The 12850-nt window shown below is 57.9% G+C and carries 10 protein-coding genes; 3 read left to right on the forward strand and 7 right to left on the reverse strand.

What is annotated here, in order from left to right; all coding sequences use genetic code 11:
- Positions 1 to 110: 110 nt before the first annotated feature.
- Positions 111 to 3002, reverse strand: coding sequence for an MMPL family transporter (locus tag DSM3645_RS06000; protein WP_002651175.1), 2892 nt, complete (start codon positions 3000 to 3002; stop codon positions 111 to 113).
- A 125-nt stretch (positions 3003 to 3127) separates the two neighbouring features.
- Positions 3128 to 3526 (reverse strand): STAS domain-containing protein, encoded by a 399-nt coding sequence (locus DSM3645_RS06005; RefSeq protein WP_002651176.1) that lies wholly within the window; start codon positions 3524 to 3526, stop codon positions 3128 to 3130.
- Between the two features lie 358 nt (positions 3527 to 3884).
- On the opposite strand from DSM3645_RS06005, the gene DSM3645_RS06010 reads away from it, so the two are divergent.
- Positions 3885 to 4829 carry a DUF1559 domain-containing protein gene (locus DSM3645_RS06010; protein ID WP_002651177.1) on the forward strand — a complete coding sequence of 315 codons (945 nt, stop codon included), beginning with the start codon at positions 3885 to 3887 and terminating at the stop codon, positions 4827 to 4829.
- 15 nt (positions 4830 to 4844) lie between these two features.
- Positions 4845 to 5291 (forward strand): hypothetical protein, encoded by a 447-nt coding sequence (locus DSM3645_RS06015; RefSeq protein WP_002651178.1) that lies wholly within the window; start codon positions 4845 to 4847, stop codon positions 5289 to 5291.
- A 316-nt stretch (positions 5292 to 5607) separates the two neighbouring features.
- On the opposite strand, the gene DSM3645_RS06020 is transcribed toward DSM3645_RS06015, so the two are convergent.
- From DSM3645_RS06020 to DSM3645_RS06040, 5 genes are all read right to left on the reverse strand, one after another.
- Entirely contained in the window at positions 5608 to 6048 is a 441-nt protein-coding gene (locus tag DSM3645_RS06020; RefSeq protein ID WP_002651179.1) for a carboxypeptidase-like regulatory domain-containing protein, read from the reverse strand.
- 115 nt (positions 6049 to 6163) lie between these two features.
- Positions 6164 to 7234 (reverse strand): DUF1559 domain-containing protein, encoded by a 1071-nt coding sequence (locus DSM3645_RS06025; RefSeq protein ID WP_002651180.1) that lies wholly within the window; start codon positions 7232 to 7234, stop codon positions 6164 to 6166.
- Between the two features lie 486 nt (positions 7235 to 7720).
- The gene (locus DSM3645_RS06030; protein WP_002651181.1) at positions 7721 to 9079 is read right to left on the reverse strand and encodes a methyl-accepting chemotaxis protein; all 1359 of its coding nucleotides are present in this window, start codon (positions 9077 to 9079) and stop codon (positions 7721 to 7723) included.
- Positions 9080 to 9301: 222 nt separating this feature from the next.
- Positions 9302 to 10450 (reverse strand): iron-containing alcohol dehydrogenase, encoded by a 1149-nt coding sequence (locus DSM3645_RS06035; RefSeq protein WP_002651182.1) that lies wholly within the window; start codon positions 10448 to 10450, stop codon positions 9302 to 9304.
- A 95-nt stretch (positions 10451 to 10545) separates the two neighbouring features.
- Positions 10546 to 11985, reverse strand: coding sequence for an aldehyde dehydrogenase family protein (locus tag DSM3645_RS06040; protein WP_002651183.1), 1440 nt, complete (start codon positions 11983 to 11985; stop codon positions 10546 to 10548).
- An 83-nt stretch (positions 11986 to 12068) separates the two neighbouring features.
- Here DSM3645_RS06040 and DSM3645_RS06045 point away from each other — a divergent pair.
- On the forward strand, positions 12069 to 12850 hold a 782-nt coding region (locus tag DSM3645_RS06045; protein ID WP_040351645.1), incomplete at its 3' end, for an efflux RND transporter permease subunit.

Here is a 12850-nt window from a genome sequence, read left to right on the forward strand (position 1 = left end):
ATTTTCCTGGTACTGCTTAACTTTGCAGGTCGGTGGTTACGAATCCCAAATTTTAGCGTGCCTGACGCTCGCGGGAAAGGACCATTCTCTGATCCCGCGTTCTGGGGGTTCTATCTGGGGGAGCGGCGTACCGGGATAATGGTCGCTCGATCCGACTCTTGGTCGCCATCGTCGGCGGCAACTTTCTTCGGCGGTACATCCGATTGCTGGCCTCCTAGCGAGGAATCGGCGGCGCGAATCCCTTTTGCGGGGGGGGCGTCTTTGTCAAAGTCGCTTAATAGGCCGGGGCGAATTCGTTTACGTGTCGCTTCCGGTTTTTGTTTGCGGCTCGATTCTTCTGTTTTCAAATTCCAGGTGATCGTCGAGAGAAACGCCGGCAGCACGATCAGCGACGTGAATAAGCAGCAGGTCACGCCGATAGTGAGTACGCGACCCAAGCTTTGCAGCCCTTGGTGATCGGCCAGCATCAGCGAGCCGAAACCGATCATGGTGGTTAGCGACGTGATGAGCACGGCCGCGGCGGTCGATGCCGAGATCCGATATCTCTTGCCTGCCTGGCAGCGAAAGTCGTGCAGCACATGCACGCCGTCGTCGATGCCGATTCCCAGGATCAACGGCAGCACGATCATATTGGCCGGGTTCAAAGGAATATCCATGAACCCTTGAATGCCGAACAACATCGCGCCGCCAAACCCAACCGGCGTGAGCGCCAGCAGCGAATGCCGCAAGCTGCGGAAGTCGAGAATCAGCACGATCAACACCGCGAGCAGTGAATAAATCGCCGCGTGGACATAGCTCTTTTGCATTTGCCGCGAAGCGTAATAGGTCTGCAGCGGCTGGCCGGTGACTTGCGAATCGACCGACTGCACTTCGTGCACGAAGTTGGCCAGCGATTCCATATCCCAGATATCGCCGTTGGGATAGATCCGCAGCAAGTATTGGTTGTTTTTGCCGACGAACCGGGTCACGAGCGCTTCGGGAAAATCGTCCACATCCGGCGTCTCGGGGTCTGACACCGCGTAGAGCGAATGCATTCGCGTCAGCAACTCGCCGGCGGACCGTTGTTGCAACGAACGCATCAGCGCTTCGTAGTTCGCTTGCGGCATCGTTCTTAGCAGCTCTCGCGCCTGGCCGATCCGGCGGCGTGCTTGCAGCGCGGTCGCGTCGTCGCCTGGCAGCAGTTGTTGCGCTTGGGCCAAGATCTGCGCCAGTTGCGGCGCCGGCGGAATCGGCAGAGCCGGAGGATACTCGGGCAAGTTGGTCAACCGCGAGCGAATCCGTTCAATCTGTGACGTCCGTTGCTCGTCATCCGGCGGCAGCAACGAAGCGATCTCTTCGACATGATCGACGTTCGCGAGCTTCTCGAACGCCTCTTTCCGCGCGATCAGCTCTTGGCGACTGCCGGCGATGGACAATGCGAACCAAACGCTGCGATCGGTCTCTTCTAGCAGTTTCTTTTCCCACTCGACGCTCTCGAGTCCTTGCGCTTGCAAGTTGAGCAGGTTGTGGTCGTAGTAAAGCTTCGAAGCGCCGGTCGAGAGAAAGAGGCACAACGCGAGCGACGCGATCAACGTCGCACGGGGCGCTTGCATCATCGGTGCGATCCAGCCGTCAATCCGCAGCGGATTCGGCAGGAGATAGCGATTGCGATTGCGATCGGCCAAAACAATCATGGCCGGCAACAGCGTAAAGGCTCCGATCAGGCAGACGATAATGCCGCCGCCGGCGATCACGCCCAGTTCGGCGACGCCGGTAAATTCGGTCAGCGCGGCGGTGAAAAAAGCGATTGATGTCGTTGCGGCTCCGGTCACGATGCCGGGCCCGACGCGGCGCGACGTTTCGATCAGCGCTTCGCCGCTATCGCCGATTCGTTGGCGCAGTTGCAGATACTTGGCGACATAGTGAACGCCGAAGTCGATCCCCAGCCCGATCAAGATGACGCCGAACGAAACGCTCAAAATATTCAGGTGGCCAATCGAGATCGTGACAAAGCCAAAGCTCCAGGCCAGACCGACGATCAGCGTGCCGACCGCCAGCAGCGGATGTCGCAAACCGCCAAAGCCGGCGATAAACAGCACCGCGACGCCGATCAAACTGAGCACGCTCGACAGGATCATGTCTTTTTGGCTCCCCTCCATCTCGTCATTTTCCATGACGGGCAAACCGGTCAGGCCAATTTGCACTTCGGGATGGCCTGCTTGCACATTGCGGATGATTCCGCGCAGACGACGAATCGCTTCGCCGCCTTGGGAGAAGCTCGATTCATTTTTGACCAGACGCAACAGGACGAACCCCATTCGTCCTTCGTTGGCGGTGAAATACTCGGAGTCGAGTTGGCTCATGACCGAAAGCGACTCGTGCGGCTCATCCCAAATGGACGTGTTCGATCCATCTTCGCGCAGCGCATGCAGCAGTCCGTCGGCCAGACGATTCATCTCGGCGGCGGCCGCTTGTTTCTGTTGGGGAGAATCGATCAGCAGTCGTTGATTGGCGCCCCAGAGAAGTCGATCAAAGGAGATCGCTTCCCACTGTCCGCTCAACACCGGCTGAAGCGCCGCGAGTTCGCCTTCCATTTCGGCGAGTTCATCCGGCGGCACATAATGCAGCCCTTTGGCGCGGACATTGGCCAGGCCTCGTTCGTGCAGCACGGCGTAGAACGATTCGCGATTCGCCGAGAGCCGGCTGTAGAGCGCTTCCAGCACCGGCGAGACGTTCTCTTTGGCGTTACCTTCGACGACGACCACGACATCGTCATCCGCGCCAAATTGTTCGAGATATTCGAGCCAGAGTTGGTTGTAGTTGCTATTGGGATTGATCAGATCGAGTCGGCTGGTGCGGAAGCCCAGCGACTTGGCGGCGCCGATGACCGAAGCGACGGCGATCAACAGACCGATCACGATCACGGTCACCGGATTACGAACGACGACGCGCGTCAACTCGGCGAGCGGCATCGCTAGCATCGAGCGGTCAGCGGCGGATTCGTCAGGCGATCCGGACGACATGAACGAACTTTCAGGGCTACGTAGAGCAGGCGGAGAATCAGCGCTAACGACGAGCGACAGCGGGGGATTCTAGTGAGACCACGACGTAGGGGAAAGAGCGAACTGCCGTAGGTGCTAGCGTCGGATTACGATTTCAGCCCGAACCAGTTGCTGAGCGAAGGACTATTGAACGCTTCGATCGCCCCTTTTTCGTCCTTCTGGATGTCGAACACTTTGTTCAACTTCATTAATTGGAAGATCTCGTTGATTTTGGGGCCGACTCCGCACAATTTCAGTTTGACCTTGGCCTCTTTGCACTTCTTCGACAGATGGATCAGTTTGCCGATCATCGCTGACGACATGTATTCGACCCCGCGGAAATTAACGAGCAGCTTTTTGGCGGTAACCGCCTCTAAAACTAGGCGATCGAATTCGACGCCGATCCGTTCGATCGCCGCCTCGTCCAAGATAGACGACTGCTGGAAGTCGGCGACGACGACTTCATTGTTGTCACGGACGCGCAAATAACTGTATTTGAAGCTCATGTCTCGGTCCTCCGTGCTGGGACGCATCGGTGATAGCTGATCTTGATAGTGTCTTCGAGGGGATGTCCCGTGGATAGTGGAAATCGCCCTGATGTAGTTAAACATGGACCGAATCGGAGCCGTCTGCCAGCGAAATTATGGAAACGGGGCCCATAAGCGGCGGAGTCGATCGGCGGAAGGTAATCGGCAGCCCCTAAGAAGAGGGGCGGGTGGGATCTGATTGCAAAAACCTATACGCTCGTTGCAGAGTGTAATGTTTTTTTGTATATTATAAAATCCAGCCGGCGCTCTCTTGGGCCGGCGGTTGCTTGAAATGCCTTATCTCATCTCTTCCCCTCTTTTCTCAGAAAGTCTTGCCGTGTTTACCAGGAAAACGCCTCGAACTGGTTTTACGCTGGTCGAATTGCTGGTGGTCATCGCGATCATCGGCGTCTTAATCGCTTTGTTATTGCCGGCCGTGCAGCAGGCTCGCGAAGCGGCCCGCCGGATGAGTTGCAGCAACAACATGAAACAGCTTGGTTTGGCGCTGCACAACTACCATGACACGCACGGTTCATTTCCGTCTGGTAACTTGACGACCAAAACCGAGTATCCACCCAAGTCGAGCAACGATCCGGATGGCACGATGGCGCCGTGGACGGTCTTGCTGTTGCCCTACATCGAGCAGGGTAATCGGCATGGTCAGTTCAATTTTAAGACGAACTTTGCATCGCATATCAATCAGACGACGGTGACTAATTCGGTCTTTCAAAATCTGCCGAACGAAGCGTATCAATGTCCGAGTTTTCCGCGCGAGACTTTGCGGTTGTTGCAAAACAACTATTTTGGCGTCATGGGGGGAGTTGGAGCCGATGGCAGCGTCGCTCGTCAGACCTCGCCTTACGAGATTTATGACAATGGTCTCTTATTTCAAAATTCGGCGACCGGCATGCGCGACATCACCGATGGTACGACCAACACGGTGATCATCGGCGAGTCGATCGATCAATACCTGGGGGACAACAGTACTCCCACGCATCATGGTTGGGCGCAAGGCGCTCGAACCCATTCCACGGTCAATGGATATCTGAACAACGTAGCGGCGACCAAAAACCCCATTAACCGCGCCAAAGATTTGGCGACCGCCGGCGTGCATCCTCATGTGATTTGGCAAACCACCTTCGGCAGCAAACATCCCGGCGGTTGTCAGTTTGTTTATGCCGACGGATCGGTCCATTTCATGGGCGAAACGGTCAATCTGGTTCTCTATCAACAGCTCGGCGTGCGTAATGACGGCGGACCTGTCGGTGGTTTGACGAACTAGAAAGGGGCCGTCGCGATGCAGATTAAAAATCGAGCGTATGGGCTCGCCGGCTTTCTTGGGATCACGGTCATGATCGCCGGTTGTGGACGTAGTGATGGATTTCAGCGGACGATGGTCTCAGGAACCGTCACCTATCAGGGAGAGCCGATCTCGCGCGGAGCGATTTGGTTTGTGCCGACCGCGTCGGTCGGAAATCAGGCGCCTACCGGTTTCGCCATCATTCAAGAGGGACGCTTCGCTACCGCCGCCGACAAGGCGCCGGTAGCTGGTCTCTACACGCTCAAGATCACTGGCTTTGACGGCGCCGAGCCAACGGCTGCTGAGAAAGAGGAGCTGCTGGGGGGCGAGTTTTTAGGGCATCCGCTCTTTCCCGAGTTTATCCAAGAGCACGAGATCGCCGGCGACGCAATGTCGCTCGAGATCGATGTGCCGAAAGCAGTTGCGAAGAGGTCTCGGCGCTAACGAAACTCTTGGCCGGAACAGTGCTCGGCTGGCCGTCTAACGTTGACCAGTCGAACGCGGTGGGACGACTCTCAAGGTTGGGTTCCCCCGCGGAACGATCTTGAGAGGTTGAAACGAAGATTTGCGGCGGACACTTTCACAACGCCCCGTGCGGGCCAAGCACAGCACCTGCGGGAAATGGGCCTTACTTTCGCCTCGTAATCTGCGGGATGGAGTTGTTGCCCTGGGCTTGGCGAGATGGTGACGGATCTCGCCAGACTGCCGGCCCATCAAGCGTTCTACCGGCGGCTGCCCCCTTTGGTAATGACGCGCGGTGCTATTGGATGTCGGCGACCTCGAAGGTGAGCTCATTTTCGCCTGCGAGTACGCTGACCGTTTCTGGCCAATTCCATGTTTGCGGACCTGCTCGCTTCATGGGTCGGGCCAGCGCGCGATAATTGGGAGCCGAGGCAGACTCTCTTTGGGGAGCAGAGCCGGAAGTGGAAATTTTGACACGGTGTTCTCCGACTACGGCGCCTTGGATGTCGTCGGAGTAGGTGAGTTCGAAGCGCCCTTGCTCATCGGTCGATCCGTACGAAACGCGTCCTTCGACTTGGGGGAAAAAGGCGACTTCCGCATTTGCAATCGGCTGCCCTGAGTCCAAGACGACGCCGACCACGTGTCCCGTCGGGGGACCGCCGCCGCCAAAACAGCCAGGCAGGAAAAAGCACAGGACCGCGGCGGAGAGGATTTCGAAAGACTTGCTGGATGATTTCATTTTTATGGAGACCGTTGAGGGAAGCGTCAAATGCGGCTTCGCCGGACGACAAGTTAATCCGGCGAAGCAGGAAGGAGATTCCAGCGAAGATGTTATTGAACCGGCGCCGCAAGCATTATTCGCTGATCACGCTTCCATCGGCGCGATCCATGAAAGCCGTGTAAGCTTCAAAGCGAACCGTTTCGGAAATGAAGCGAACCGATCCATCCGCCATCGCGAACTGAGCGCCGCCGGGATGTGCGGAACGAAACGCGGTGTTGTTCCAACTGGCGAAATGCTCCCACCAACTCCCCTGCGCTTGCCAGGCTGTGCCTGAATAGTTGATCGGAAATCGCGTCACGACATGGTTGGCGATGCGGTTGCTGGCGGTGCCGCTGGCACAGGACCAAAGGCCGCCTTGGGCGCTAGAGGTGCGAGAGTCTTGTTCCCCCGTCGTATTGGCCTGATGAAAGTTGGATTGTTCACCCAGCATAATTGTGTTGGACAAACCGTCGATGATCGATTTGAACGAGGGGATGCTGTTGTCAAAAGATTGGCCAGTCGGAGGATCGCGCAGTGCGAGCGAGATCACCCCGTTGTCGCAGTGCCATCCGCCATACCCGCCAAACTGGTGCGGGTGATCGCTCAGCGTCCCGCCCAGATAGGCTGTGCCGCCGTTGCCTGCATAGTCCGAAATTTGCACTTCGACTTCCTCGGGCGCACCTAGTGCCTGGGTGGGGCCGTTGGTCGGGTAGCTGTGGACGGTAGGAAGCGGGCTCGAAGGGCAATTGAAAACCGAGGCGCGTAACGTGGATGCGACTTGCCAATGTTTGGCCGGAGCGCCCCAGTCGGCGTCGACTAAGTCAAACGACGAATTGACCATCGGAGCGGCGTCATAGGCGGCGCTCAATTCAAGGCCCGGCATGATGCGGACCATCCATGACGCTTTCCGAGCCCAGCCTTCCGGCGTACTGCCTTCACCAAATCCGGCGGGAGGCAATGACTGATTCGTATCGTGGTAAATGTGCGCGGCCAAGGCCATCTGCTTCAGGTTATTGCTGCAACTCATGCGACGAGCCGCTTCGCGCGCTTGTTGGACAGCCGGCAACAGCAACGCGATCAGGACGCCGATGATCGCGATCACCACCAACAGTTCGACCAGTGTAAAACCGCGATTTCGCGATCGAGAAGTAGCGATGTGTGGCATAGAGAATTTCCAATCGATGGATAAAAAATGTGATGAAATGGCGAAAGTGCAATCTTCTGGCCGCTTCGGAGGCGGCCGTGGAAACAGGCAAAGCGTCCTGCCCACTCATCGCATAGCAAGCTGCGTTCCAACCCGGATTGATTGATGAATCATTGCCAAGAAAAGGAGAAATCGCCGTAAACCCGGGACATCGGCGACAAGCTTGGCAACTGATAGGCGTTGGACGGAGAAGGGGGGGCTGCCATTGTCTTGCGCAGGAGGGCGCATTGCCGAGATGTTGTGCACAAAAAACGCGCAAGGCAGGAGTGAGGTTTAGGAAGTTGTCCCCTCTACTCTGGCGATCTACTCAACCCGCCTTTGGTGCTGGATCGTGTCGATTTCCGCCGCCCTCGCTCCCCCGATGTCCACACGATCGGGCGTAAAAAGAGCGGCGCCGACTTTGACTCGGCGCTGTTCGAAGTCTCTCACAGCTGTTTTCGCCAGCGACTACAATTGCTGAAGTTGGCCGCTGAGTTGAACGAGATCCCCGGCCGTTGTTTTCATGCCGGAGATAATGGTCGCTTGTTCTTCGATCGCCGCCGCGACCGCGGTGCTGTTCTGACTCACTTCGGCGACGCTGCCTGAGATCTCGCGCGTGGCGGAGACGACCGACTCGATGTTCGCGCGAATGCCGCTGACACGTTCGGCGATGGTATGGGTCGCTTTCGCCGTTTCGCTCGCCAGAGATTTCACTTCACTGGCGACCACGGCAAAGCTGCGTCCGGCGTCCCCGGCACGAGCCGCTTCAATCGTCGCATTGAGGGCCAAGAGGTTCGTTTGGTCCGCCAACTCGCGGATCAGATCGATCACTTCTTCAATCTGCCCGCTGCTATCGGTCAGTTGTTGGATGGAATCATCGGTAGCGACCACTTGTTGTTCGGCGCTTGCGGCCAGGCTGGCGGTTCGGCTGACGTTGACGCTGACTTCGCGCATCGCGGCCGCCATGTCGTTGACGTTGCTGGCGACCGTTTGGCCCACTTGCCCCAGTTGGCCCGCCTGGGATCGCAGCGCCTCTTCTTGGGTGACAATATTCCAGCTGGCCATGGTTCCGATATAGTTTTGCGAGTCGTCGTAGATAGGGTGAACCATCAGGTCGATCATCTCGGGGCCCAGCGGGAATTTGGCCTTCACCGGCAGGTTGTTGGGGTTGGCCAACAGTTGCCGTTGATGCTGCGGATTTTTATGGAACTGATCAATATTGGCCCCCAGAATTCGATCGACCGGAATCGGCAGCAAGTGTCCCACTGTTTCGAGCGTGGCCCGCGAAGAGTGATTGATATATCGAATGACCAGGTCGCGATCGGCGAACATGATATTGATCGGCAGGTTTTCGAGCATGTTCATCGCTCTCGCTCCTTCCTGCTGAGAGAGCGCCTTTTGCGTGATATCCGTCGCAATCTTGACGACTTTGGTTGGCCGTCCTGCGGCGTCCAAGATGGGATTGTACGAAGCTTGGAGGTAGACTTCGCGGCCTCCTTTGCCGATTCGTTTGAATTGATCGGAGTGCGATTCGCCGCGACGCAGCTGCTCCCAAAATTGGGAATATTCGCGCGAGGCCGCGTCCTGCGGTTCGACGAAAATTCGATGATGCTTTCCCACGATTTCATCTCGCGAATAGCCCATCGTTTGCAAGGAATTATCGTTGGCTGAAAGGATTGTGCCGTCGAGCGAAAAGTGGATGATGGCGCTGGATCGATCCAGTGCAGCGGCCAGTCCTTGAAGCTCATCACGCTCGCGGTCGGATTCTGTTCGTTCTGGTGCTGATCCCTTCGAGGTGAACCAACGTGACGCAATCATTCCGAGCATTTTTCCCTCTTTTCACGATTCCAACGCTGCAAAGTCGCGATCCGTATCGGCCGTATGTTTCACACGTGACAGACCGCACAGAGATATATGGAACATGAAATCGCAGGAGGAGCGGCAAGACGCTTGAATCAGGAAGGAAATGCCATAAGTTGCCTCTGTTTTGGCTGCGATTGGGGGGGCTGGTCCCCGTTAGTGCTAGGGCATTGGTAGCGGTGATGACGATTACATCGCCGCGTCGTAGAGCGACTTCAGCGACGCCGCGTCGACTTCGCGGGGATTGAAGGTCCCGGTCCATTGTTTGGCGGCGTCGACGCCCAGTTGCGTCGTGCTGTCGGGATCCACGCCCAGCGAAGTCAGGTCGGTCGCCAGGTCGGCTTGCGAAACGAGTTGGGTGACAAAGTCGGCCAGCGCTGCGGGATGGTCGCCGCTGGGGAAGCCTTCGATCGGCACGTCGACTTGCAACAGTTCACGATACCAATCGCCGACCAGTTGACTGTTGTAGCGAATCACGTGCGGCAGCATCACCGCGACCGCTTGACCGTGCACGACGCCAAACATCGAGGTCAGCGGGTTAGCCAACGCATGCGCGGCGCCGAGCATCGAGTTTTCAATCGCCAGTCCGGCGAAGCAAGCGCCTAATTGCATCCCGCCGCGCGCTTCCAGGTTGGTTGGATCTTTCAGCACTTGCGCATAGTTGCTGGCCAGCATTCGCCAAGCGCCGCGACTGAACGCCAGACTGCAACTGTTACGACGCCGCGTGACGAAGGTTTCGAGGGCGTGAGCGATCGCATCGATGCCGGTCAGTGCGGTGACGCGTTGCGGCTGGGTGACGGTCAGCTCTGGATCGAGCAGCGCAATCTTGCAGCTGGCTTTGGGATCGCCGCACGCCATTTTCACATGGGTCTCGGCGTCAGAGATCAGCGCGAAGGATTGCGTTTCGCTGCCGGTTCCAGCGGTCGTCGGTACGGCGATCATCGGCAGCATTTCGCGGGTCGCTTTACCGACGCCCCAGTAGTCTTGCATCTGCCCTCCATTGGACAGCAGAAAGTTGATCCCTTTAGCGCAGTCCATCGCACTGCCGCCGCCGAGACCGACAATTAACTGGGCGCCGGTCTCCTTCGCCATGGCGACGCCGGCGTCGACGTTGGCGGTCGTCGGGTTCTCTTGCACGCCGTCAAACAGCACGGTTTCGAGACCGGCGGCGGTGAGCGAGTCGATCCCTGTTTGGCTGTGGCCAGCTTTGACGACGCCGGGGTCGCTGACGACCAAGACGCGCTTCGCCCCTTGCTCAACGGCCAAAACGCCCAGTTGGGCGACCACGCCGGGGCCAAAGACGATCCGCGTGCGCGGTTGAAAATCAAACGGGATCATGCAAGCCTCTTCCGTTTCAGCGATACTCGATTTAGCCGCGTCTCCCTACGAAATCGCCCGCGGTCAATGACGGCGGGCGACGCAAATCTATTCGCTTAAACCGTGGCCACTTCCAACGGCGCCATTTGATAAGCGCGATTGCGGAAGAGGAACTCGATCAGATTGCCTTCATGCGGCTGCAGCCAATCGAGCTTGATCGTCGGAATCGGACCGATGTTCAAGCGGTCGATGTTGGTCGCATCGGTCAGCTGACGTGTCCATGCTTCGTCGCCGGTGATCGCCGTACCGACCAGCGTATAGCCGATCTGCTTGATCATCTGATCCTGCGGGCACTGGACGACGCTGACGAAGGGGAACATGTATTCCTTCTTCGCGACGGCTCGTTCGGGGCTGTCGGCATGGATGACCATTGGCTTCAGGTAGTCGCAAAGTTCGCGCTCTTCCAGACGGGGCCCGAACTTTTCGGTCATGTGGGTTACGCCTGACTCGGCCAGGTCTTGCTCGATCATGCTCCACACGGCGGGCGCCATTCCCTTTTGCGTGAACGCGGCCAGCGACGCATCGGGATCGGTCGGGTCTTTCGGCTCGACTCCGCCGATACGTTCGGCGATCGCCGAGGCGATCTCTTGCGTGTGGCGCGAAGCCCAGATGCCGGACGCGTTGATGCAGCTGCGACCGCTGTTGGCGAAGACGCTTTGCACCATCAAGTCGAGATAGCGCTCCCAATCGTCGACCACGTCATCGCCCAGCAAAATTTTGCTGAAGCCGGGACCGTGCGCTTGAACACGCGGGTTGCCATGATACTGATCGATCGTTTGCTGACCGCCAAAGACCATCGAGCGATCGCATGACGCCAACAACGACGCGCCGACATCGCCGCCGGCGCCGGGATACAAACCGAACGCTTCAGCCGGCACGCCGGCTTCGACCATCGCATAATAGATGCGATAGGGAGTCCACGGCTCTTTGCCGCCGGGCTTGAGCACCAGCCCCAATTGCAACGGAATCGCCGGCAGCCACAACGTGTGCACGCCGGGCGAGTTAGAAGGCAACACGGCCCCCAGCACCGGGCTTTGCGCCTGATAGCTGACGGTGACGCCGCGATCCTCTTTGCCGTAGCCGCGCGAGAGAATCTCCAGATCCAGACCGCGGGTCAGCGAGTCGAGGATCAAGTTCATGTTCGACAGCGCGTAGGCGTTTTTCTCCATGTTGAAGCGACACATGTTTTCCGGCAGGCCGGTGGTGGCGCTTTGGGCATGGACGAACTCGGCCGGAGACTGCGTTCCGTCGCCCATCGGCAACGTCGCGGTCATGAACAGTTCGGCCGCTTTCTTCAAGATCTCCAGCAGTTCGCTCGACGGGATCTCACGCAGCGCGTCGCGGGCCTTTTGGGCGAACCGCATATCCCGTTTCAAAAGCCCGCCGCCCACTTGGCTCAGTTGGGCGATCGGCTCGCCGGTGGCGAAGTGAACGACATCTTCGAACTCAAGCGATTCGTACGGCTTGCCCCAACGGATGGCTGGAATTTTGAGCATCACGATTCTCGCAGTTGAAAACGGGGAGCGATCAAAAAATAACGAATGTCGAATGGCCGGATCGATTCAACACTAGCCAGAGGGTGCGCAGCCAGTCGAGTACGGGACTGGTCGTCATCTACATCGAATTCGCGTGGGATACCGAGATCCGTGCGGCTCGCCAGGTTGTTCAGGAACGCCTGGCGATGGTCGCCGGCGTCATGCCGCAGGGTATTCAACCGTTGCTCGCTCCGCCCACATCGATCATGGGGCAAATCATGCATGTCGGCGTGCATCGTCAAGTGGGACCCAGCGGCGGTAAATTGGCCCCGCTCGGCGAGACAAAGTTACTCGCCGAATTGCTCCCCAGTGGGCGACTGAAAGCTTGGCGCCCCGTCGATCGCCGCCAACCCCAGAACTGGGAAGAGTTGCCGATCGACTCTTGGGGAGAGGTCGATATTGCCTCGAACGTCCTGGGCGAAGAAACGACGCGCCGCTTTCGGGTTGTCGTCGCGGGAGAGACGTATAACGTTCCGTTCCTTTCCGACTTTGAACAAGCGATGCAATTGCGAACCATCGCCGATTGGGTCGTGCGGCCGCGGCTATTGCAAATATCAGGCATCGCCGAAGTAATCGTACTGGGAGGCGAGAAAAAGCAATATCAGGTCGCAGTCGATCCGACGGCGCTGCTCGATTTCGGCGTCAGCTTGAAGCAAGTGGAAGATGCGGTCCGTCGTAACAACTTAAACGCCAGCGGCGGCTATACGCTGGAAGGACAACAAGAGCGTCCGATTCGCGTGATCGGCCGGTTAGGACCAGAGCCGCCGCAAGTGTTGGCTGACTTGCGGAAGATCTCGGTTGACGCCAGCGGTCAGCGACCGGTATT

Source organism: Blastopirellula marina DSM 3645, assembly GCF_000153105.1.
GTDB classification, from domain to species: domain Bacteria; phylum Planctomycetota; class Planctomycetia; order Pirellulales; family Pirellulaceae; genus Blastopirellula; species Blastopirellula marina.